We start from the raw sequence: 23093 nt of genomic DNA, 5'->3' as shown, positions 1-23093 counted from the left end.
GCAACCGCAAAGGACCCACCATGATCAAGATACGTGACCTGACACGCCGAGGCTTCCTCAACATCGGCGCCGCCGCCGGCGCATCGCTGCTGCTCCCGAAGAGCGGGCTGATTTCGCCCGCCCGCGCCGCAGCACCGCTGCCGGCCGTGGCCGAGGAGGATGCCGTTATCGCCTGGGGCTATGTCGGCCCGACCGCCGACGAAGGCTGGACCTATGCGCACGATCTCGGGCGCCAGGCCGTCGCCGCCGCCTTCCCGAAGGCCAAGACGCTGTTCGTCGAGAACGTGCCTTATTCGGCCGACGCCAGCCGCATCTTCCGACAGTTCGCCGCCGAAGGCGCGAACATGATCATCGCCAACTCGAACTACGGCGACTTCATCTACGACGTCGCCAAGCGCACGCCGGACGTGGCCTTCTACGAGTGCGACGGTCGCAACCCGCTCGACAATCTCGGCACCTACTACGTCGCCCACTGGTACCCGTCCTACATCGCCGGCGTCGCGGCTGGCCTGATGTCGAAGTCGGGCAAGCTTGGCTACGTCGCCTCCTTCCCGGTGCCGTCGGTCTATTCCGGCACCAATGCCTTCCTGATGGGCGCTCGCACGGTGAAGCCGGACGCGACGCTGCAGGCGATCGTCATCAACTCCTGGTTCGACCCGCAGGCGGCGGCCCAGGCCGGCACGGCGCTGATCGACAACGGCGCCGACGTGCTCTTCGGCATCATGGACGAAGCCGCCTACCTGCAGGTCGCCGAGCAGCGCGGCGCCAAGGCCGTGATGTGGAACACCGACATCCGCCGCTACGGCCCGCAGGCCTACATCTCCTCGATCGTGGTCGACTTCAGCGCCTGGTACGTCGAGCAGGTGCGCCGTCGCATCGCCGGCGAGTGGACGCCCACCGAGGACATCCTGCCGATCGGCAAGGGCGTCGACCGCGACGCCTGGGGCGAGACCGTGCCGGCCGAGGCGGCCGCGCAGGCCGACGCCATCCGCGACAAGATCATGGGCGGCTGGAGCCCGTTCGAGGGCGAGATCAAGGATGCCAAGGGCAACGTCAAGGTCGCGGCCGGCCATCGCATGACCGAGGTCGAGCTCTACAACTGGGACTGGTCGATCGAAGGCGTCACCGGCCTCTGATCGCGCAAAGACCATGATCGCCCCCGAGCCGTCCGCGCCAGCGACCAGCCGTTTCGTGCCCTTGCCCGGAACGGCGCCGATCGTGCAGCTCAGGGGCATCGCCAAGTACTTTCCCGGCGTCACCGCGAACGAGGACGTGGACCTCGACGTGATGCCGGGAGAGATTCACGCCCTTCTGGGCGAAAACGGCGCCGGCAAGTCGACGCTGATGAACATCCTGACCGGCATCTACCAGCCGGATGCGGGCGAGATCGTCATCGACGGTTATCCGAAGAGCTTCGCCTCGCCGGTCGAGGCGATCGCCGCCGGCGTTGGCATGGTGCACCAGCACTTCAAACTGGTGAAGGCCTTCACCGTGGCAGAGAACATCCATCTCGGCTGGAGCGAGACACCCAAGGCCGTCAGCGCCGCCGTGCTGGAAAAACGAACGGCGGACCTGTCACGCGCGCTCAACCTCGCCGTCGATCCCGCCGCCCGCGTCAGCGAACTCTCGACGGGCGAGCAGCAGCGGGTCGAGATCCTGCGCGTGCTAACCCGCAAGGCGCGGGTGCTGATCCTCGACGAGCCGACCGCCGTCCTGACGCCGGCCGAGGCGCACGAGCTGTTCCGCGCGCTGAAGGACTTCGTCGCGCGCGGCAACGCCGTCATCTTCATCAGCCACAAGCTGGACGAGGTGCTGGAGATTTCCGACCGCGTCACCGTGCTGCGCGGCGGGCGTAAGGTCGCGACCGAGCAGACCGCCGACTGCACCGAGACCTCGCTCGCCCGGCTGATGGTCGGGCGCGAGATCGTGCTGTCGGACATGCGCGCACGCAGCCCCCAGGCAGCGCCGATCGGCGCGACGGTCATGGCGCTCGATGACGTCCGTGCCGAGGATGGCCAGGGCCGTGTCGTCCTCAACGGGCTGTCGCTCACGCTGCGGGCCGGCGAGATCCTCGGCATCGCCGGCGTCGCCGGCAACGGACAGAAGGAACTGACCCAGGTCATCACCGGCATGCGCCGCGCCACCTCCGGCCGCATTCTGGTCGATGGCGCGGATTTCAGCCATGCGGGGGCTGCCGACTTCGCCGATTTCGGCGTCGGCCACATCCCCGAGGACCGGCTGCACAGCGGCCTCGCGCCGGCGCTGTCGATCACCGACAATTCCGTCATCCGCGAATACGACCGGCCGCCGCTGTCGAACGGCTTAGGCTACAACGGCCGCGCCGCGACAGCGCTCGCCCGGCAGATCGCCGAGGCCGCCTCGGTCGCCGTGCCGGATTTCGGCATGCCGGTGCGCAACCTCTCCGGCGGCAACCAGCAGCGCCTCGTCGCGCGGCGCGAGATGCGCATCGCCTCGCGGGTGCTTGTCGCGGCCTATCCGAGCCGAGGCCTCGACGTCGGCGCCATCAACATGATGATGCGCTATCTCGTCGAGCTGCGCGACAAGGGCGTGGCCGTGCTCTTCATCTCCGAGGAACTCGAGGAACTGCTCAACCTGTCCGACCGCATCGCCGTCATGTTCCACGGCGAGATCATGGGCGTGGTCGACACCGCCGAAGCCGACATCGACACGATCGGCCTGATGATGGGCGGCAAGCGGCTCGCCGCCGACCCCCGCAAGGGACACTGAGGCATGGCCTACCGCATCCAGCGCATTCCCTCGGCACCGCCCTCGGTAGCCTTCGCCGCGCGCGGCATGGCCATCGTGCTCGCCCTGGTGACGGCCGGCATCGTGCTCGCCGCGCTCGGCTTCAACCCGCTGGCTCTCGGCTGGCAGGTTCTGCGCACCACCTTCGGCTCGAGCTACGGGCTGGAGGATGTCGGGCTGCTGGTCATCCCGCTGATCTTCACCGGCCTCGCGGTGGCGGTCGGCCAGAAGATCGGCGCCCAGAACATCGGCGCGGAAGGCCAGTTCTATGCCGGCGCCTTCGCCGCGACCGGCGTGGCCCTCTTCGTTCCGGGACCGACGGCGGTCATCCTGCCGCTGATGTTCGTTGCCGGCGCCATCGGCGGGGCGATCTGGATCCTGGTGCCGACGCTGGCGCGCGCCTATGCCGACGTCAACGAGCTGATCACGACGCTGCTCCTCAACTTCGTGGCGACCCTGATGGTCTATTGGGTCGCGACCGGCCCCTGGCTCGATCCGAGCGGCCGCGCGCTCGCCACCACGGCCAGGCTGCCGCACGAGGTGCCCGAATTCTGGGGCATCGTGCACTGGGGCCTGCCGGTGGCGGGGGTGGTGGTGCTCCTGGTCGCCGCGCTCTTCGCCTTCACCCGCTGGGGCTACGAGGTGCGCATCGCCGGCTCCAATCCACAGGCCGCGCGCTATGCCGGCATGCCGTTCCGCCGCCACCTGATCGTTGTCATGCTGCTGTCCGGCGCCATCGCCGGGCTTGCCGGCATGTTCGAGGTGGCCGGCACGGTGCACCGGCTGCAGGGCGGCATCTCCAACAATTTCGGCTATCTCGGGATCATGGTCGCGGTGCTGGCGCGCTCCTCGCCGATCGGCGTGCTGCCGGCGGCGGCGCTGATGGCGGTGATCCTCAATTCCGGCATCGTGCTGCAGACACAGGGCATCACGGTCTCGACCGTGCTCGCCATCACCGGCCTGATCCTGTTCTACACCGCCATCGGCGACGAGCTCGCCCGCTACCGCATCGTGAGGGGCTGATCTGGATGGACATCATCGCGGGCATCATCCAGACCTCGATTCTGGCCGGCGGCGTGCTGGCGCTGGCGGCGCTGGGCGAGGTGCTCGCCGAGCGCGTCGGCGTGGTCAATCTCGGCGTCGAGGGGCTGATGGCGCTCGGCGCCGTCACCGGCATCGCCACCGTCGTCGCCACGCCCAACCCGATGCTCGGCTTCGCGCTGGCGATGGTCGTCGGCTTCTTCTTCGGCATGGTCTTCGCCGCCACCACCGTCTATCTGCGCGCCAACCAGGTCCTGTGCGGCCTCGCGCTCACCCTGATGGGCACCGGCATGGCGGCCACCATCGGGCGCGCCTATTCCGGCACACCGGCGCCTGCCACCTTCCCGCCGATCGCGATCCCCTATCTCAGCGACATTCCGCTTCTCGGTCGCGCGCTGTTCACCCAGAACATCCTCGTCTACCTGATCTACATCATCCTGCCGGTGGCGCTGCACTGGCTGATGTTCCGCACCAAGCACGGGCTCGACATGCGCGCCGTCGGCGAGAACCCGGCCGCGGCCGACGCCGCCGGAATCCCGGTCCAGGCGATGCGCTTCTGGTACGTCTCGGCGGGTGCGGCGCTTGCGGCCGGTGCCGGCGCCTATCTCACGCTCGCCTTCGTGCCCTCCTGGTCGGAGGGCGTCGTGGCGGGTCGCGGCTGGATCGCGGTGTCGCTGGTGATCTTTGCCGGCTACCGGCCGATCAACGCGGTGGCAGCGGCTTTGCTCTTCGGCCTCATCACCTCGCTCGGCTTCGTCGGTCAGGCGCGCAACTGGCCGATCCCCTCGCCGGTCCTGTCGATGCTGCCCTATCTCGGTACCATTGCCATGATCATCGTTCCGGTGCTCGCCTGGCAGAGGATGCGCCGCCTGATGGCCGCGCCCGCAGCCCTCGGCGAGCCCTATTTTCGCGACGTGCGCTAGGAGGTCCAGATGGCCCGTCTCCTGGTGAAGAACGTCGACCTGCTCGCCACCTTCGACGACGCGCGCCGCGAGATCGCCGACGGGGCGATGCTGGTCGACGGCAACGTCATCGCGGCCGTCGGCACCACCGCCGAGCTGGCCGGGCTCGAAGCCGACCGCGTGCTCGACCTGTCGGGCCATGTGATCATGCCGGGCATGGTCAATACGCACCACCACATGTACCAGAACCTCACCCGGGTCATGGTGCAGGACGACGAGCTGCTCGTCTGGCTGAAGACGCTCTACCCGATCTGGGCCCGGCTCGACGACGACGCCATCCGCATCTCGGCCAGAGTCGCAATGGCCGAGCTCATCCATTCGGGATGCACCACCAGTTCCGACCACCTCTACATCCTGCCCAACGACTGCACGCTCGATTCCACCATCGAGGCGGCGCGGGAGATCGGGCTGCGCTTCCATGCGGCGCGCGGCGCCATGTCGCGCGGCGAGAGCCAGGGCGGCCTGCCGCCGGACAGCTGCGTGGAGGACGAGGACGCGATCCTGAAGGACGCCGAGCGGCTGATCGGCCGCTACCACGACGCCGCGCGCCATTCGATGAGCCGCATCGTGCTCGCGCCCTGTTCGCCCTTCTCGGTGACGCCCGACCTGATGCGCAACGCCGCGGCCCTCGCGCGCAGCCATCCCGGCGTGCGGCTGCACTCGCATCTGGCCGAAGATCTGTTCGAGGAGACCTATTGCCACGACATCTACGGCATGCGGCCGGTCGAGTTCGCCGAATCCGTCGGCTGGCTCGGCGACGACGTCTGGTTCGCGCATTCGATCTTCATGACCAGCGCCGAGATCGACCGCTTCGCCGCCACCGGCACCGGCGTGGCACATTGCCCGTCCGCCAACATGCGCTGCGGCCAGGGCATCGCCAAGGTGCGCGAGATGCTCGACAAGGGCGTCAAGGTCGGCCTCGGCGTCGACGGCTCGGCCTCCAACGACACGTCGAACCTGTTCATGGAGGCGCGGCTGGCGCTGATGCTGCAGCGTGTGGCGCCGCACCAGTATCTCTCGGAAGCGCCGGGCGGGCGCGGCGGCTTCGGCGGCACGCCGTCGGCGCTGTCGGCGCGCGAGGCGCTGACGATGGCCACGCGCGGCGGCGCGGCCCTGCTCGGCCGCGACGACATCGGATATCTCGCCCCGGGCATGAGCGCCGACTTCATCGCGGTGAAGCGCAGCCAGCTCGGCCTGTCGGGCACCCAGCGCGACCCGCTGGCCGCACTCGTCCTTTGCGGGCCGTTCAAGGTCGACCATTCCTTCATCAACGGGCGGCAGGTCATCGCGAAGGGCGAGTTCGTCGGTTTCGACGTCGAGGCGGCCCTTGCCGAACACGCCGCCACGATGGATCGTGTCTACGACGCCTGAGCACCGGAGCGACACCATGAACCTGAAGCCCGCAGAGAAGGCCGCCCTCGACCAGTGGTACTGCATCGACGCGTTCGCCGACATTCCGCCGGGGCAGAGCGCCAACCGCCTGCTCGGCCACGACCTCGCCGTGGCGCGCACGGGCGAGGACTTCGCCGTGCGCCGCACCGACACCGGCGCAGCGCTGCCGGTGCGGCTGCGCTACGGCTATCTCTGGACGACGCTCGGAGAACCGGTGCGAGACGTGCTGCCGATCCCGGAGGCCGACGAGGCGGATCGCCGCCTCGTCGTCTGCGGCGCGATCTCGGTGAAGTCGTCGGCGCCGCGCGTGGTCGAGAACTTCCTCGACATGGCGCATTTCCCCTTCGTGCACACCGACATCCTCGGCGCCGAACCGCACACCGAGGTGCTGCACTACACGACCGAGATCCGCCGCGACATCGACGAGGTCTGGGCCACCAACTGCCAGTTCTTCCAGCCGCAGGCCGCCCTGTCGGCCAAGGAAGGCATCATGACGCAGTACCAGTACCGGGTCGCCGATCCCTTCGCGGTGCTGCTTTACAAGACCTGCCCGAACGCGGCCAACCGCTGGGACGTGATCTGCCTGTTCGTGCAGCCGGTCGACCCTGAATTCTGCCGCGCCCATCCGGTGATGTTCCTGATCGACGACGTCTCGACGGTGACCGAGCTCGTCGCCTTCCAGCAGGTGATCTTCCTGCAGGACCGCATCATCCTGGAGAACCAGCGGCCGCTGCTGCTGCCGCTCGAGCCGCGCTCGGAGATCCCGACGCGCGCGGACGCCTCTTCCGTCGCCTACCGGCGCTGGCTCAAGGAGAAGGGCATCGTCTACGGAACGACGGCGCAGGCGGCATGACGGCGCCCGCCGCCGGACCCGACATCGCCATCGTCAATGCCACCATCCTGCCGATGGGCGGGGCGGCGACGATCGCGCGCGGCACGCTCACCATCCGCGGCAACGCCATCGAGGCGGTCGGTCCCGCAGGCGCCATCGACGTCTCGGGGGCCGCGAAAACAATCGACGCCCGCGGGCGCGTGGTGATGCCCGGCTTCGTCAACTGCCACACCCACATCGCCTCCAACATGCTGCTGCGCGGGCTCCTGGAGGACGTGCAGCTGTTCGAATGGCTGTCGACCATGTGGCGGCTGAAGCGCAATTTCGATCCCGACACGCTCTACTGGGCGAGCCTCGCCGGGCTGGCGGAGATGGCCAAGGCGGGCATCACCAGTTTCAACGAACATTTCGACGCCTATGCGGTGGAGCCGCAGATCGAGGCGCTGCAGCGCATCCCGCTGCGCGCCACGCTCGGCTACGGCTTCGCCGACCGCGGCATCTATGCCTCGATCACCGACTGGTCCTGGAAGACGCTGGAGAATTTCGGTGACCTCGTGGCGAAACACCACCGTTCGGGCGGCGACCGCATCCATCTCGCGCTGTCGCCGCACGCGCCCTATTCCTGCGGCGCCGACATGTTCCGTCTCGTGCGCGCGGTGGCGGACGCCGAGAAACTGGCCATCCACACCCATCTCGCCGAAGGGCCGCAGGAGGTCGCCTATGTCGCCGACACCTACGGCACGACGCCCGTGAAGTGGGTGCATTCGCTGGGCTTCCTCGGCCCCGACGTGACGGCCGCGCACTGCACGCAGCTCACCGACGACGACATCGCGATCATGGCGGAAACCGGCACTCGCATCGGCCACTGCCCGTGCTGCAACGCCAAGCTCAACTCCGGCACGATGCGCCTGCGCGACCTGCGGGCGGCCGGCGTGCAGGTGGGGCTCGCAACCGACGGGCCCGCCAGCCACAACGCGCTCGACATGTTCCAGGAGATGAAGTTCGCCGGCATGGTCCACAAGGACAGGACCGGCGACGTCGAGTTCCTGAAGACCGGCGAACTGCTGGAGATGGCGACGGCCGGCTCGGCCATCGCCATGAACCGGCCCGAGACCGGCGTGCTGGCGCCGGGCCGGAAGGCCGACGTGATCATCGTCGACCTTGACCGGCTGCACTGCCTGCCGGTCTATGACGAGGCGGCGGCGCTGGTCTATTCGGCGCGCGCCGACGACGTTGCGACGACCATCACCGACGGCCGCATCGTCATGGAGGAGCGCGTGCTGGCCGGCGTGGACGAGGCGGAGATTCGCGCGAAGTTCCGCGAGAAGGCGCTGGCGCTGCGCGACCGCAGCCTCCAGGCCGGCACATGACCGACCGGCTCGACCTTCGCGGACGGACGCTGCTGGCCTGCGGCTTCCACGCGCCGGTGCGCGGCGCGGTCGAGGCGCTCGACGATGCGCTGATCGCCATCGGCGGCGACGGCACGATCGCCTCCGTCACCCGCCCCGGCGAACCCGGCTACGACGAGGCCAAGCGGGAGGCGTCCCGCGCGGGCAGGCTGGCGACGCTGCCCGTCGGCACCGTCCTCCTGCCGGGCTTCGTCGATCTCCACGTCCACGCGCCGCAATATGCCCAGCTCGGCCGCGGGCTCGACGTGCCGCTGGAGGTCTGGCTGCACCGCTACACCTTCCCGCTCGAGGCGAAATACGCCGACACCGCCTTCGCGGCCCGCGTCTACCGCCGACTGGTCGACGACCTGCTGGCGAACGGCACGACGACGGCGCTCTACTTCGCCACCGCGCATGTCGAGGCAAGCAACCTGCTCGCCGAGATCTGCCTCGAGCGCGGCCAGCGCGCGCTGGTCGGCAAGGTGGCGATGGACGATCCCGCCGGCTGCCCGGCCTATTATCGCGACGCCTCGCCCGAGGCCGCGGTCGAGGGCACGCGCGCGGTGATCGAACACATCCGCACCATGCCCGGCAACGGCGACGGGCGCGTCCTGCCGGTCGTCACCCCGCGCTTCATCCCCGCCTGCACCGATGCCGCCCTGCGAAGCCTCGGCGACCTCGCGCGCGACTGCGGCTGCCGCGTCCAGACGCATGTCTCCGAGAGCGACTGGGCGCATGGCCACGTGCTCGCCCGTCATGGCATGACCGATGCCGCGAGCCTCGACCGGTTCGGCCTGCTCACCGAGGGCGGTGTCGTGGCGCATGCCAATTTCCTCACCCCCGACAACATGGACCTGCTCGCCGCACGAGGCACGGCGGTGGCGCATTGCCCGGTCTCCAACGCCTATTTCGCCGGAGCGGTGTTCCCGCTGAAGGCGGCGCTGGAGAAAGGCGTCCGCGTCGGCCTCGGCACCGACATCTCCGGCGGGCCGATCGCCACAATCCTCGACGCCATGCGCAGCGCGGTGATGGTTTCGCGCATGCTCGAGAGCGGCGTCGATCCCGACCTGCCGCCGTCAAGCCGCAGCCGCCACGCCGGTGCGCGGATCGACTTCCGCGACGCCTTCCATCTCGCCACCGCCGGCGGCGGCGCGGCGCTCGACCTGCCGGTCGGCCGCTTCGAGCCCGGCTGCCACTTCGACGCCATCTCGGTCGACTGCGAGGCCGCCGATGGCGGCATCCGGCTGTGGGGCGGCGAGGCCGGTGACAACCTCCTCCAGACCATCCTGTACACGGCGTCGCGTCCGAACCTCTCGCGCATCTGGGTGGGCGGAGCGCAGGTAGCCTGAGCCGCCTGCTGATCCGGATCGGCCTGCATGGCGCCGTCCGACGTCGGGACGTCCTCCGCAATCATCGCCTGTGCGTTGACATCCCTGCTTCCAACTCCTATTTATCGCGCACGATTTAATCGATGTCGATACAAAGGACCCGTCATGCCCACCAGGATCGTCTACAGCACCAGCGCAACCGCTACGGGAGGCCGCGATGGGCGTGCCAGAACAGCCGACGGCGCCGTCGACTTCAAGCTCGTGGTCCCGAAGGAAATGGGCGGCCCGGGCGGCGAGGGATACAATCCCGAGCAGCTTTTCGCGGCGGGCTACTCGGCCTGCTTCCTCGGCGCGCTGAAGTTCTATGCCGGTCAGAAGAAGGTGAAGGTACCGGACGACGCAACTGTCTCGGTGTCCGTCGGCATCGGCCCGCGCGAGGATCCGGGCTTCGGGCTCGACGTGCAGATCGCCGTCGCGCTGCCGGGCATCGAGCGCTCGGTCGCCGAGGAACTCGTCGCCGGCGCGCACCAGGTCTGCCCCTATTCGCACGCGACCAAGGGCTCACTGTCGATTACGCCGACCGTCGTCTGACACGGCCCCGCCGGCCGGCGGCAGGGACACGAAGGGCGGGAGGCGAAATCCTCCCGCCCTTCGTCGTTTCGAGGGCGCCGGTCGCGGTGCCGGCGATCCCATCCCGCGGCGGGTGCCATTCCATCAGTTCGCGGCGGATGCGGAAGCGGCTCTGCTTTGCGCAGAGCCAGCGTCGGGATGGCGTAGCAGAGATGATCAGCGTGTATCCCGCCCAGCACGACCGGCGGCGGTCGCCCGGCACGGCCCACGCCGGAACAGACGCGGTGATCCGTCCGGTCGTCCGCCGCGTAAAGCCGGCGAATACACCACCGGAGGCATGACATGACTGCTCAGCGACTGGCGGCCGCTCTCGCCGCGACTTGCATGGTGACCGCCGCCGCCGCGGCCTCCGAGCCGCTCGCCGGAGACAGACTTAACGACCTCGTCAGCGGCAAGCGCATCTTTCTTTCGACGCCCTTCGGCGGCGAGTTCCCGCTGTTCTACAAGCCGAACGGGGCGGTGACAGGCGACGGCACCAAGCTCGGGCTCGGTCGCTTTTTCGCTCCGACCGAGACCGGCCGCTGGTGGGTGGACGGCAAGCGCCTCTGCCAGAAGTGGCCGACCTGGTACAAGGGCCAGACCTCCTGTTTCACCATCACGCCGACCGGTCCCGGGCGCATCGGCTGGACGCGCGACGACGGCACGTCCGGCAAGGCGCGCATCGAGGGCTGAGGCAGAGGTCGGAGGTCAGGCCTGCTGGCGTGCCAACCGCTCGATCGGGGCGGCGACCAGCTTGGCGTCGTTGCCTTCCCCCCAGGTGAGCCTGTCGGAGCCCGTGAAGGGAACGGAAGGCCAACGCCGGCCTCGTCGGTATCGTTCATCAGGATAAGCGGATCGAACGGCACCACGGCACCGACGACGATCCGGCCGCGCGACGGCCGCGTCGGGCGGCAGGGGACCGGCGCGACTGCACCCTTTACAACGTCGCCGAAAGCGCGCGACAGGATTGCGTCCGTCATCGGAGGCACGGGAATCATGACAGCGGGACAATCGGCGGGGGTGGCAAACGAGGCCGCCGCGCCCGGCGGCATGGCGCCGGAGGGCCGCATCGCCTGCCTGGGCGGTGCGGTGCTGGACCGGAAGTATCACGCCCGGAACCCGCTCATTGCAGCCACGTCTAATCCGGCGCACGGTTCGCGCAGCTTCGGCGGCGTCGCGCGCAACGTGGCGGAGAACCTGGCGCGGCTCGGCGTCGACATGTGCTTCGTTTCCGTCGTCGGCGACGACGAGGGAGGGCGCGCGCTGCTGCGTCATCTGCAGGAACTGGGCGTCGACGTGGACAGCGTCGAGATGACCGACAACCACCCGACGGCCGAATACGTCGCCGTACTCGGCCCCGACAACGATCTGGCGCTCGGCATTGCCGACATGGACGTTTTCGAAGCCTTCAGTGCTGATGTGCTCGGGCGCGCCTGGCCGGCGCTTGCCGCCTGCGACTGGGTGTTCATGGATTGCAACCTGCCGGCCGCCACCATCGCGGCGTTGATGGCGCGCAAGTGCGAAGCGCGGTTCCGGCTGGCGGTCGACACCGTTTCGTCTCCAAAGGCGCTTCGCCTGCCCGGCGATCTCTCGGCTGTCGACCTGCTGTTCACCAACGAGGACGAGGCGAACGCATTGCTTGGCCTCGGTCCTGCAGAACGGCTGAGCGCCATAGAAGCCGCCACGGCGTTGCGCGGGCGCGGAGCGGCCAACGTGGTGGTGACTATGGGGGCACGCGGGTCGGCGATCATCACGGAAGCGGGCACGCGCTTTCAGGACGCCTTCCCCGCGCGGCCGGTGGATATCACCGGCGCGGGCGACGCGATGATTGCCGGCACGTTGTTTGCACTGCTGTCGGGGGCATCCCTCGACGCCGCCGCCCGAACAGGAGCGCTCGTTGCAGCATTGACCGTAGAGAGCCATTCGAGCGTCCGGCCGGACCTGTCGCCTGCCCTGCTTGCGGCCGTATCGGCCCCCTCGCCGGCCTGATCGTCCCGGTCTCGGCGTACCGCTTCGTCAGTCGACCGATCTGCACGAGAGTCCGCCCTGGAATGCACGGCATGTTGCGCCGTTCTCGCGTTGACAGCCTCGCGGCGCATGTACAAGATGGTTAACGTTAGGTTAACTTTCTGTTCCGGGGAGCGGGGTCCATGCAGGCAAGAGATTCAGTACTGGCTCTGGCGGGGTTCGTCTTGGCGACGTCGGCACAGGCTGGCCCTGTCGAGTATGTACGGGTGTGCGATGTGTATGGAACAGGATACTTCTACATACCCGGCACGGAAACCTGCGTTCATGCGAATACCGGGCAGACCCGTCGCGAGACGATCAACGGAACGGAGTACGGCGAAACGGATCTGGCCCGTCGAATTTCTGCGCTCGAAGAGCGGATGGGGATTGATACATTCTCCCAGATCGCCATTTCCAACGCACTCCAGAGCCCGAACCTTGTCGCCGGGGAGACTTTCGGTCTCAGGATCAACTGGGGCACGGCGGAGGAGAGTCACGCCTTCGGCCTGTCGGGTGCTGTGTCCTTCGGCGACGGTCTCTTCGCCGATGGCAGAGGCCGCATGAGCGGCTATGGCGGCGTTGCCTTCAGCGGCGATTCCGTCGGCGGCAATGCGGGTCTGCAGCTCAGCTGGTAGCGACCGACGCAGCAGGTCGCGATCGCTCATAGGCAACATCCGTCCGGATGCACCAAACGGCCCCGCACGCGGCGTTCGGCCAGGCCGCTGATATGGCGCGCAACGTTTTGTAGCTCAGGCGTGCGGCGCTCGACGCACCAGCGATTGCGCCGTGTAGACGAGGATGGCGAGGCCCGTCGCACCGATGGCAGCCACCCCGAGCAGGACGATCACGTCGATCGGACCGCCCACGTCGCGCAGGTGCGAATTCGTGATGTACTGGACGAAAAGGACGGCCGCCAGGGCGCCGAAGGGCATCGACAACTGCGCAAGGAGAAACTTGCGCATCGACATCGATCGATCGCGGATGAGGACATAGAGATAGACGATGGTCACCAGCGCGGCGACCGCCATCATCGTCCAGAACAGGCCCCGGCCGAAGATCTCTTCGAACACGGCGAGCAGTGTCTCGAACGTCAGTTCCTTCATCGCTGGTCCTCCTCAGGCCTTTCCACGCAGCATCGCATTGTAGGTGGCCTTGAGCGCCACCTCCTTCATCAGCCAGCTGATCCAGAGTTCTTCCAGAGGGGCGATGATGCCGGGGAAGGATGGAACCAGGTTGTTGTTGTAGTCGAACTCGACGAGCATCGCGCGGCCGACCCGGGTGATCAGCGGGCAAGACGTGTAGCCGTCATAGGACAGCGTCCCGTCCCTGCCCTCGATCGCTGCGACCAGATAGTCCTCGACCACCGGCACCTGCCATTTGACCGAGGCCGCCGTCTTGCCCTTGGGGACACCCGCCACGTCGCCGATCGCGAAGATCTCGGGATAGCGAAGATGGCGCAGCGTTTTCTGGTCGACCTCGACCCAGCCCTGGTCGGTCCACTTGTCGGCCCAAGACAGGCCTGACTGACGGATGACGTCCGGCGCGCGCTGCGGCGGGATCACGTGGATGTAGTCGTAGTCCATCTCGATCATGGAGGTCGTGCCGTCCTTTTCCGCACGGGAAAAGGTCGCACGCTTGCGGTCGGCATCGATGGCCTTGAGCGTATGGCCCATATGGGTGGCGATGCCGCGCTGCCCGAACAGCATGCGCACCTTCTCGCTGACGATCGGCACGCCGAACAGTGCGCCCTGCGGCGCCGCATAGTGCATCTCGAACTTGCCCTTGCCGACGCTGCGGCTGGCCATGTCCTCGATGAGGAAAGTGTGCTTGAGCGGAGCGCCGGCACATTTCATCTCGGTTTCCGGTCTGGTGAAGAGACCAACACCTCCCTCGGCGGTGAATTTCGACGCGGCCTGCCAGGTGAGTGCAGCATAGGCCGGGCCGGCATAGAGCGCGCCGATGCCGTTCTTGCCGACGAGATTGAGCGAAAAGCCCTCGATGGCGTCGTGGTCGAGCATAAGGCCCGGCGCGACGACCAGGAAGTCATAGGCAAGTGTGGTGCCACCGGCCGTGGTAACGGTCTTTGCCACCGGATCGATCGCGGCGGCGGCTTCCGCGACCAGCTTGACCTCGCGCGGCAGCCAGTCTGTCGTCCTGGAGACGGTATAGGATGACGGCTTCAGTCCCGCCGCCACGAGCGACAGGCCGGGCTGGTAGAGGTGATCCGCGCGACCGTCGACGATGGTGATCTCGGCTCCATCAAGTCGCTGGACGAGGCGGTTGGCCATGGCGGTTCCAGCCGCACCCGCGCCGACCACGACGATGCGCGCCTTGGTCTGGACCTTCTCGGCGCTCGCTCTCGACGCAATGGATGAGGCGGCCAGTCCGGCGGCCGCCAGGCCGAGGAAGGCACGGCGCGTGGGCTTCAGCTGATGGATCTCGAACATGCATTTCCCCCCGACCAGGCAGGGCGGATGCGCGAAACGTTCCGCACTGGCCTGGGCTCACATTCTCATATGAATATATATATCGCCGATGCGGAGCGCGCGTTGATCTGGGTCAAGACGCAGAGCATCCCGCCTGCGGGAAGGACAGGCGTTGTGCAGGTGGGTCGGAAGCGGCAGTCCCGGCCTCGCCCCATTCCCATCGTTGGTCCCGCATGGGCCAGTGACCCTGATCGATACGGGTTGACGGCAAGGGCCCCGGCGGAAGCCCGTTCTACCCGATCAGCCAGAGGCTGATCTGCGGGAACGCGATCAGCAGCAACAGCGCGAGGAGTTGCAGCAGCACGAAGGGGATGATGCCGCGGTAGATCGTTCCGATCGATATGCCAGTGGCCACGCCGCGAAGATAGAACAGGGCATAGCCGAAGGGCGGCGTCAGGAACGACGTCTGCATGTTCACCGCAAGCGCGATGGCGAACCACGTCAGCGTCTCGTTCTGCGACATCCCGAAGTCGAGGCTTGCGACCACCGGTGCCACAAGTGGCACGACGACCAGCGCGATCTCGACCCAGTCGAGAAAGAAGCCGAGCAGAAAGACCAGGGCCATGATGGCGAAGAGCACCATGTAGGGAGCCGTGCCCAGGGCGTCGAAGGCGTGGATGACCATCTGGTCGCCGCCCAGCCGGCGGAAGATGACGGAGAAGATCGTCGCGCCGATCATCACGAAGACGATCATCGCCGTGGTCTTGGTCGTGTCCCGCAGCGAAGCCCGAAGCGTAGCCAGGTTGAGCCTTCCCGACAGGAGCGCGAGCAGCATCGCGCCGGCCGCGCCAATGGCAGCGGCTTCGGTCGGCGTCGCGATTCCGGTGATGATGGTCCCGAGCACCGAGGCGATCAGCAGGACTGGCGCCAGGAGGTCGCGCGCGAGGCCGACGATGGCGGCCGAGGGGCTTTGCGCCTGCAGGTGGTCGGCCGGCGGCATGCGATGTGGCTGGAACATCGCGACGGCGATCAGATAGAGAAAATACAGTCCCGCGAGGAGCAGGCCCGGTCCAATGGCGCCGATGAAGAGATCTCCGACCGAGATGCGCAGCTGGTCGCCGAGCACGATCAGCATGATCGACGGGGGAATGAGGATGCCGAGCGTACCCGAGGCAGCGATGAGGCCGGTCGAGATGCGCGGGTCGTAGCGGGCCTGGGTCATTGCGGGCAGCGCCATCATGCCCATCAGCACGACTGAAGCGCCGATGATCCCGGTCGAGGCAGCCATCACGACACCGATGATGGCGACGGCGAAGGCGTAGCCGCCGGGCAGACGTCCAAACAGCGCCGCCAGCGAACGCAGGAGCCGCTCGGCTACGCCCGACCGTTCCAGCATCAGCCCCATGAAGACGAAGAGCGGGATGGCGATCAGCAGCCAGTTGGTCAGGATGCCGGAATAGATGCGCGAGACGCCGGTGGACAGGAAGATCATCGGGACGCCTGCGACGACCGCAAAGACGATGCCGATGCCCGACAGAACGAAGCCCACCGGATAGCCGGAGAAGACGCCGAGCATCAGGGCGACCAGCATCGCCATCGGCCAGAGATATTCCATCATCGGTCGTCGCCAGGTCGCGCCCCGGAGGAGGGCTGCAGGAGGGAATGGATCGTCGCGATCGCACGAACGAAGGCCGCGATGCCCAGGAGCGCGAAGCCCAGCGGGATGATCGCCTTGATGAGCCAGCGATCCATCAGGCCGCCATAGCTCGAACCCTCGCCCGAATTGAAGGCTGTAAGGGTGAAGCTCCATCCGTACCAGACGATGATGGCACAGAAGGGCAGGAGGAAGACAAGGTCACCGAAGAGAGAAAGACCCAGCCGCACGCGACGGGGGAGCGCGGACGAAAAGACGTCGACGCTGACATGCTGATCGTCGCGGAAGGCGTAGACCCCGCCGAAGATCGCGATGATCGCGAAGATGTACCATTGCAGGTCGGCCAGCGAGTTGACCGTGATCGCGTTGCCGAGAACGGGAATCGACGCCTCCCATCGCAGGAACGCGTTCCAGCCCATCTGCGCCGCCAGCACCGTCAGCAGGACCGAGACGATCAGGGGCAGGATCAGCCAGCCGACGAGTTCGCCCGGCGTCACGAGTACACGAAACACGGCATCTGTGACGCGCTTCAATCCGACCTCCCTGTTCCGCCTCATCCCGGACGCTCGCGGCTCTGCATCGTCCGCGCAGCGCGGGCCCGGCACCCGGCCGGGCCCGCTCCTTCCTTAGCGCGGAAGAGCCTGCAGTTCAGCCCAGCGTGCGGTGCGCTCGATATAGGCGGTCAGCGACTCGTAGGCCTCCTTGAAGATCGGATCCTTCGCGGCTTCCTCCTGCATCACCTCCGATGCGGCGGTCCGCATGGCGGACAGCACCTCGTCGGGGAAGCGCTTGACCGTCGCGCCTGCGGCCTCGATCTCCTCGATGGCGGCGACCTGCGCGTTCAGCTGGTCGGCCATGTTCTCGGTGATGTTGGCCTTGCAGGCCTCCACCATGATCTTCTGCTGGTCCTCGGTGAAGCCCTTCCAGACCTCCATGTTGATGATGATGGAGTCCCAGCTCGAGGGCTGGTGCCAGCCGGGGAAGTAGTAGTTCTTGACGATCTTCTGGAAGCCGAATCCCTTGTCGAGCTGCGGTGCGGAGAATTCCGCCGCGTCGATACGGCCGGTTTCCAGCGACACGTAGATCTCGCCCGCGGGTACGAGCTGGGTGTTGGCGCCGAGCTTTGCCAGCGCCTTGCCGCCAAGGCCGGCGATGCGCATGTTGAGACCCTTCAGGTCCTCGGCGCTGTTGATCTCCTTGTTGAACCAGCCGCCGGCTTCCGGCACGACGAGGTGGCAGGGGATGATCTTCACGCCGTGCGGATCATAGGCCTTCTGGATGATCTCGAGGCCGCCGCCATTGAACATCCAGCCGAGCGCGATTTCGGGGGAAGGCCCGAAAGGCATGGAGCCGATGAGGTTGGCGACGGGAATGGTTCCGGCCCAGTAGCCGATCCAGTCGAAGCCCATGGGGATCGCGCCGGTGGAAACCGCGCCGAAAACCTCGAACGGCGGCACGAAGTCGCCAGCGCCGTGCACCTTGATGTCGACCTCGCCGGCCGTCATCAGGCGCACCTTCTCGGCCCAGTTGACGGGGCTCGGTCCGATCGACGGTACATTGAGACCGAACACGCTCTGAAGATCGAAGCTCTGGGCCATGGCCGACCCGGTGAATGCAACGGACGCCGCCAACGCGGCGGCAACGACGTAACGTCTCATCTCTTCCTCCCTTTTGCCGCCTCGAGGCGGCGCTTCGCCTGCCGGGAACGAGCGGAGCCTGCCCGCCGACATCCTCCCGGAGCAAACGCAATCTTGCAAATTCCGCGGCTTGGCTCAATAAGAAAATTCGCTATAGTCAAACGCATTTGCACATAACGAATGCCGAGGAGGACGTATGCAGGGCATCAGGGGAGTGGTCGCGGTGGTGACCGGAGCAGCGCAAGGCAACGGCCAGGCGATTGCGCGCGGCCTGGCAAGGGCTGGTGCCCGCCTATCCATCTGCGACGTCAACGGCCCGGCTGTCGAAGCGACGGCGGCGGCCATTCGCCAGGAAGGCGGCGAGGCAGGTGCCTTCGAGGTCGACGTCGCGGACCGCGCATCGGTCGACCGCTTCGCCTCAGCCTCCCGGGAGGCCTTCGGGCCGGCGGCCATCCTGGTCAACAACGCTGGAATCATCCGGCGCACCCCCGTCGACGACGCTCGGTTCGACGAGGACTGGGAGGACATCTTCCGGGTGAACGTCGACGGCGTACGCAACATGGTGCGCGCCTTCCTGCCGCAGTTGCGCGAAACCCGCGGCCGGATCGTCAATCTCGGATCGATCATGTCGGTCTCGGCCGGACCCGGACTCGGCGCCTACGCCGCAAGCAAGGGCGCGGTGCTGCAGCTGACCCGTGCGCTCGCCCACGACCTCGCCCCGGACGGCATCCGCGTCAATGCGATCGCGCCCGGTGTCATCGCCACGCCGATGACGAAAGTGACCCGCGAGACGCCCGAGGCCATCGGCCGCTTCATGGCGCACACACCGCTCCGGCGCGTCGGCGAGCCGGAGGAACTGGTCGGCCCCGTGCTCTTCCTCGCGTCCGATCTCTCAACCTACGTCACCGGAGTGCTGCTGCCCGTCGATGGCGGATACCTCGCCGCCTGACCGCGCCAACCCAATGATGGACCTGTCGAACATGCAGATGAAGAAACACGAATGCGACGTGCTGGTGGTCGGATCGGGCGCCGGCGGCCTGGCCACGGCCGTTTCGGCAGCGCACCGGCGGCTGGACGTGCTCGTGGTCGAGAAGGAGCCGGTGTTCGGCGGCACAACGGCCCGCTCCGGCGGCTGGATGTGGATCCCCTGCAACGGTCCCGCCAGACGCGCGGGCATCGACGATTCCATCGACAAGGCGCGCACCTACATGCGCCACGAAACCGGCGAGCATTTCGACGAGCGACGGGTGGAGGCCTTCCTCGAGGCGGGGCCGAAGGCGGTGGAATTCTACGAGCAGAACACGGCGCTGCAGTTCGATCTCGGGCCGACCTTCGCCGACTATCATCCCACGGCACCCGGCGGCATGGATGCCGGGCGCTCGATCGTCGCGCGTCCGTTCGACGGACGCGAACTCGGCCCGGAGATCAAGCGGCTCCGCCCGCCGCTGGCCGAGATCACCTTCCTCGGCATGATGATCGGATCGGGCAAGGAGCTGCTCCACTTCTTCAACGTCATGCGCTCCCCCGTGTCGGCCTTCTACGTCGGAAAGCTGTTCGTTAAATTCCTGCGCGACATGGCTTTCCACGGCCGTCCGATGCGGCTGATGAACGGCAACGCTCTCGTGGCGCGGCTGGCGAAGTCCTGTTTCGACAAGGGCGTGCCGATCTGGACGCGCTCGCCGGTACGGGAACTGCTGAAGGACGAGCGGGGCAGGGTGACGGGCGCCATCGTCGACACGGCCGAAGGACCGGTCGAGATCCTCGCCCGCAAGGGCGTGGTGCTCGCGGCCGGCGGCTTCCCGCAGGATCCGGTGCGCCGGAAGGCGATGTTCCCGCATGCACCGACCGGATATGAGCACGCTTCCCCGGCCCCTCCCGGCAACACCGGCGACGGGTTGCGGCTCGGCGAGGCCGCCGGCGCGACCGTCGACACGAGCCTGCCCCATGCCGCGGCCTGGGTGCCGATCTCGCGGCCGGTGAAGCCGGATGGGACGATGGGCACGTTTCCCCATTTCGTCGACCGCTCGAAGCCCGGCGTCATCGCGGTCACCCGCTCGGGCCGGCGCTTCGTCAATGAGGCGGACTCCTATCACGATTTCTGCCAGGCCATGGTCGCGCGCTGCCGCGAGGAGGACGGCGAGATCTGCGCCTTCTTCATCGCCGACCACCACGTGCTGCGCAAATACGGCCTCGGCTACGTCAAGCCTGCCCCGGTGCCCTTCCGCCAGCACGTCAGGTCGGGCTATCTCCTGGAAGGCGCGACGCTGGAGGAACTGGCCGGCCGTATAGGCGCCGATCCGGTCACGCTGCGGCGAACGGTCGACGCCTTCAATGTCCACGCCGTGCGCGGCGAGGACCCCGAGTTCGGCAAGGGCTCGACCTCCTACAACCGTTCGCTGGGCGATCCGGAGCACAAGCCCAACCCTTGTGTCGCACCGATCGGCAAAGGGCCGTACTACGCCGTCAAGCTGGTGGTCGGCGACCTCGGCACCTTTGCGGGCCTGCGCTGCAACGAGAACGCCCAGGTTCTCGACGAAGCGGGACGCGCGATCGGCGGCCTCTATTCCGTCGGCAACGACGCGGCGAGCATCATGGGCGGGAACTATCCGGGCGGCGGGATCACGCTCGGCCCCGCTGTCACTTTCGGCTACATCGCCGCGCGGCACCTGTCCGGCGCCAACGATTGACCGGGCCATCGGCAGATACCGGGCGCGCGCAAGGCATCGCGCTCGGCTTCGCCGCGACCTTCTGCTGGGCCTTCTACAATGTCGGCACGGCCATCGGTCGCGCCGACGGCTTTTCCAGCGCCGATCTCGCCATGCTGCGGTTCGGTGTCGCCGCCATTCTGCTTGCGCCCCTGCTTCTGCTGCGCAGCGGCTGCCGTGCGGCGTTGCCGCCGCGGCGGATCGCGGTCCTGACGGTTCTCATCGGACCGCCTTTCGCGTTCCTCATCAACACGGGCTACGGCATCGCCCCGCTCGCGCATGCGGTGGTCATCTCTCCCGGCGTGACCATGCTGACGGCGAACGCCCTGTCGGCCCTGGTGGGTGGGCGGCCGGTGCCCGGGCACCGACGCGTCGGCATCGCTCTGCTGGCTGCCGGTCTCGTTGCAATCGCGACGGACCAGCCGGCGACGCCGGCATCCGGCACACCCGCATGGATCGGCGACCTCTGCTTCGTGGCGTCGGGTTCGCTTTGGGGCTGCTTCACCTGGCTGGTTGGCCGCTGGCAGCTTCCCGCGATGGAGACGACTGCCGCGGTTTCGCTGAGCGCTGCGCTCTGCCTGCTGCCGTTCTATCTCGTCATCTTCGGCGTACCGGATCACCCGCCGGCGGCCTGGGCCCTTCAGGCATTGTACCAGGGCGTGCTCGGCGGCGCAGTGGCGATCGTTTCCTTTGCCGGCTGCGTCCGCCGCCTCGGGGCAGGAACGGCCTCGCTGTTTCCCGCACTGCTGCCGCCCGCCGCGGTGATGCTCGCGATCCCCCTTGCGGGAGAAGCACCGAGCGTCTCGCAATGGCTGGGCGTGACGCTTGCCTCGGCCGGCCTGCTCGTTTCCCTCGACATCATGCGTCGGCGCTGACGTCCTCGCGGTAGCCCAGTTCGTTGGACAGCTTCCGCGTGAAGCGCAGAAGCCCGCGGACGGCCAGCCCGTCGTCGGCGAGATCGATCATTCCGGTCGGACCGATCGCCGTCAGCGCCAGCTGCATCTGTCCGGTGTGATCGAAGACCGGAGCCGCGACCGCGCTGACCCCGGGGATCGGCAGGTCGCGTGTCACGGCGTGGCCCTTCGCCGCAACCTCGCGTACCTCGGCCCAGTAGCGGTCTTCGTCGAATTCGAACGGGCCGCGCTCGAGCAGCGTCCGGTCGGACCGCTCCTGCCGGATCATCGGCTGCGTCACGGCGCGCGGCAGCCAGGCGGCGAACACCTTGCCCGTTGCGGTGGCCGTCATCAGGAAGATGTTGCCGACCTGGACGTTGGCATGGATGCGCGCAGAGGACTCCTGCACGTACACGATCGTCGGCCCATGCAGCCCCCACACAGTCACCGCGATCATCAGTTGCAGGTCGTCCGCAAGGCCTGCGACGCGACGCACCGTCTCGCGGTAGGCGTTCTGGTTGCGAAGCCGCGTCAGGCCGAGATGCAGCGCGAAGGAGCCGAGCTGGTAGTGGCCGGCTTCGGTCTGCTCGACCATGCCCATCTTCCGGAAGGAGACGAGATAGGGATGCAGCTGCGCGGCCGCCATGCCGGTCTGTTCGGCGAGGTCACGGAGCTTCAGCGGCCCCGTCGCCCGGGCGAGGGCATTGAGCACCACGCCGCCCGTGTCGATCGACTGGACCCCGCGCGAGCCGTTCTTCTTTTCCGTCGCCGTCATGGATGCTGATCCGTTTCACCGGAGGTATCCCACGCGGTCCGGAATCTCAATGTGGCGCAGCGGAACACCGCAAGAAGGCCCGGAATTCAGCCGATGGCTGTGGTCTGTGCTTGCTGCACACGGTGCAGGCGACAAGCTTTCGTTAGCAACGTTCTGCAATGTTCCCGCTACGTCAACTAGCGTTCATAGCGGCGCGCATCTCCTCCGCAAAAAAGGCCCCTCATGTCTCTCCGAATCTGGCAGGTCGTCATCGCAATTGCAGCTTTCGTGGGAATCGGGATCGGCATCACCGTCGGCATCCAGAACCACGCCCTGAAGACCCTGCAGGTCAACGGCCCGCTCTACGGCGAGATCGTCGGCGGCAAGGATCTGATAGCCGACATCCTGCCACCGCCGATGTTCCTGGTGGAATCCTACCTGCTGGCCAACGAGGCGGTGGTTCATCCGGAACTCGTCACCAGGAACCTCGCACGGATCGCCGAACTCAAGCAGGAGGACAAGGCGCGGCGCGGCTACTGGCGAGAATTCGCCCTGCGCGACGACCTGCGGGCACAGCTGGAAGGCCAGGTGCTGCCTCGCTCGGACGCGCTGTGGGCGACGATCGAAGGGCCGTTCCGGGCGGCGGTACAAGGCGGTGGAAACGTCGCGCCGGTCATGGACACGCTGCGCGACCAGTTC

At 67.4% G+C, this 23093-nt stretch carries 21 protein-coding genes and 1 pseudogene; 16 read left to right on the top strand and 6 right to left on the bottom strand.

Annotation, left to right across the window (positions count from 1 at the left end; translation table 11 throughout):
- Positions 1 to 20: 20 nt before the first annotated feature.
- The 12 genes from N1F91_RS06130 (at position 21) to N1F91_RS06075 (ending at position 12960) form a co-directional block, all read left to right on the top strand.
- Complete coding sequence (locus N1F91_RS06130) at positions 21 to 1136, top strand: BMP family ABC transporter substrate-binding protein (protein ID WP_289990870.1); 1116 nt, start codon at positions 21 to 23, stop codon at positions 1134 to 1136.
- A gap of 13 nt (positions 1137 to 1149) precedes the next feature.
- On the top strand, positions 1150 to 2748 hold the full coding sequence (locus N1F91_RS06125) for an ABC transporter ATP-binding protein (RefSeq protein ID WP_289990869.1): 1599 nt from the start codon (positions 1150 to 1152) through the stop codon (positions 2746 to 2748).
- Between the two features lie 3 nt (positions 2749 to 2751).
- Complete coding sequence (locus N1F91_RS06120) at positions 2752 to 3789, top strand: ABC transporter permease (RefSeq protein ID WP_289990868.1); 1038 nt, start codon at positions 2752 to 2754, stop codon at positions 3787 to 3789.
- A gap of 5 nt (positions 3790 to 3794) precedes the next feature.
- Positions 3795 to 4730 carry an ABC transporter permease gene (locus N1F91_RS06115; RefSeq protein ID WP_289990867.1) on the top strand — a complete coding sequence of 312 codons (936 nt, stop codon included), beginning with the start codon at positions 3795 to 3797 and terminating at the stop codon, positions 4728 to 4730.
- 9 nt (positions 4731 to 4739) lie between these two features.
- Positions 4740 to 6140: an 8-oxoguanine deaminase gene (locus N1F91_RS06110; RefSeq protein ID WP_289990866.1), complete on the top strand. Its 1401-nt coding sequence runs from the start codon at positions 4740 to 4742 to the stop codon at positions 6138 to 6140.
- A 16-nt stretch (positions 6141 to 6156) separates the two neighbouring features.
- A complete protein-coding gene (locus tag N1F91_RS06105; protein ID WP_289990865.1) occupies positions 6157 to 7014 on the top strand; it encodes an aromatic ring-hydroxylating dioxygenase subunit alpha in 858 nt (285 codons plus the stop codon).
- Positions 7011 to 8363: an amidohydrolase gene (locus tag N1F91_RS06100; RefSeq protein ID WP_289990864.1), complete on the top strand. Its 1353-nt coding sequence runs from the start codon at positions 7011 to 7013 to the stop codon at positions 8361 to 8363. The genes N1F91_RS06105 and N1F91_RS06100 overlap by 4 nt, the downstream gene beginning before the upstream one ends.
- Positions 8360 to 9730 carry a guanine deaminase gene (guaD, locus tag N1F91_RS06095; protein WP_289990863.1) on the top strand — a complete coding sequence of 457 codons (1371 nt, stop codon included), beginning with the start codon at positions 8360 to 8362 and terminating at the stop codon, positions 9728 to 9730. Before N1F91_RS06100 ends, guaD begins: the two co-directional genes overlap by 4 nt.
- A 144-nt stretch (positions 9731 to 9874) precedes the next feature.
- A complete protein-coding gene (locus N1F91_RS06090) occupies positions 9875 to 10300 on the top strand; it encodes an organic hydroperoxide resistance protein (protein ID WP_289990862.1) in 426 nt (141 codons plus the stop codon).
- Positions 10301 to 10621: 321 nt separating this feature from the next.
- Positions 10622 to 11011, top strand: a complete 390-nt coding sequence (locus N1F91_RS06085) for a hypothetical protein (RefSeq protein WP_289990861.1) — start codon at positions 10622 to 10624, stop codon at positions 11009 to 11011.
- Between the two features lie 303 nt (positions 11012 to 11314).
- Positions 11315 to 12307: a carbohydrate kinase family protein gene (locus N1F91_RS06080; protein ID WP_289990860.1), complete on the top strand. Its 993-nt coding sequence runs from the start codon at positions 11315 to 11317 to the stop codon at positions 12305 to 12307.
- Between the two features lie 161 nt (positions 12308 to 12468).
- Entirely contained in the window at positions 12469 to 12960 is a 492-nt protein-coding gene (locus N1F91_RS06075; protein ID WP_289990859.1) for a porin, read from the top strand.
- A 114-nt stretch (positions 12961 to 13074) separates the two neighbouring features.
- Here N1F91_RS06075 and N1F91_RS06070 read toward each other — a convergent pair whose 3' ends face one another.
- From N1F91_RS06070 to N1F91_RS06050, 5 genes are all read right to left on the bottom strand, one after another.
- On the bottom strand, positions 13075 to 13428 hold the full coding sequence (locus N1F91_RS06070; RefSeq protein ID WP_289990858.1) for a DUF5368 domain-containing protein: 354 nt from the start codon (positions 13426 to 13428) through the stop codon (positions 13075 to 13077).
- A 12-nt stretch (positions 13429 to 13440) separates the two neighbouring features.
- A complete protein-coding gene (locus N1F91_RS06065) occupies positions 13441 to 14772 on the bottom strand; it encodes an FAD/NAD(P)-binding oxidoreductase (protein WP_289990857.1) in 1332 nt (443 codons plus the stop codon).
- Between the two features lie 271 nt (positions 14773 to 15043).
- Complete coding sequence (locus tag N1F91_RS06060; RefSeq protein ID WP_289990856.1) at positions 15044 to 16369, bottom strand: TRAP transporter large permease subunit; 1326 nt, start codon at positions 16367 to 16369, stop codon at positions 15044 to 15046.
- Positions 16366 to 16938 carry a TRAP transporter small permease subunit gene (locus N1F91_RS06055; protein ID WP_289990855.1) on the bottom strand — a complete coding sequence of 191 codons (573 nt, stop codon included), beginning with the start codon at positions 16936 to 16938 and terminating at the stop codon, positions 16366 to 16368. Before N1F91_RS06055 ends, N1F91_RS06060 begins: the two co-directional genes overlap by 4 nt.
- 93 nt (positions 16939 to 17031) lie before the next feature.
- A complete protein-coding gene (locus tag N1F91_RS06050) occupies positions 17032 to 18063 on the bottom strand; it encodes a TRAP transporter substrate-binding protein (protein WP_289990854.1) in 1032 nt (343 codons plus the stop codon).
- A 175-nt stretch (positions 18064 to 18238) separates the two neighbouring features.
- On the opposite strand from N1F91_RS06050, the gene N1F91_RS06045 reads away from it, so the two are divergent.
- The 3 genes from N1F91_RS06045 to N1F91_RS06035 are packed head-to-tail and all read left to right on the top strand — an operon-like array spanning position 18239 to position 21622.
- Positions 18239 to 18991 (top strand): glucose 1-dehydrogenase, encoded by a 753-nt coding sequence (locus N1F91_RS06045; RefSeq protein WP_289990853.1) that lies wholly within the window; start codon positions 18239 to 18241, stop codon positions 18989 to 18991.
- 37 nt (positions 18992 to 19028) lie between these two features.
- A complete protein-coding gene (locus N1F91_RS06040) occupies positions 19029 to 20729 on the top strand; it encodes an FAD-dependent oxidoreductase (RefSeq protein WP_289990852.1) in 1701 nt (566 codons plus the stop codon).
- On the top strand, positions 20726 to 21622 hold the full coding sequence (locus tag N1F91_RS06035) for a DMT family transporter (protein WP_289990851.1): 897 nt from the start codon (positions 20726 to 20728) through the stop codon (positions 21620 to 21622). Before N1F91_RS06040 ends, N1F91_RS06035 begins: the two co-directional genes overlap by 4 nt.
- On the opposite strand, the gene N1F91_RS06030 is transcribed toward N1F91_RS06035, so the two are convergent.
- Positions 21606 to 22415, bottom strand: a complete 810-nt coding sequence (locus N1F91_RS06030) for an IclR family transcriptional regulator (protein ID WP_289990850.1) — start codon at positions 22413 to 22415, stop codon at positions 21606 to 21608. The genes N1F91_RS06035 and N1F91_RS06030 overlap by 17 nt on opposite strands.
- Before the next feature lie 222 nt (positions 22416 to 22637).
- Here N1F91_RS06030 and N1F91_RS06025 point away from each other — a divergent pair.
- Positions 22638 to 23093 (top strand): annotated as a pseudogene (locus tag N1F91_RS06025) (methyl-accepting chemotaxis protein); the annotation flags it as partial.

Source organism: Aquibium sp. ELW1220 (assembly GCF_030398385.1).
In the GTDB taxonomy this organism is placed as follows: Bacteria; Pseudomonadota; Alphaproteobacteria; order Rhizobiales; family Rhizobiaceae; genus Aquibium.
This window is presented reverse-complemented; position numbering and strand designations above follow the sequence as displayed.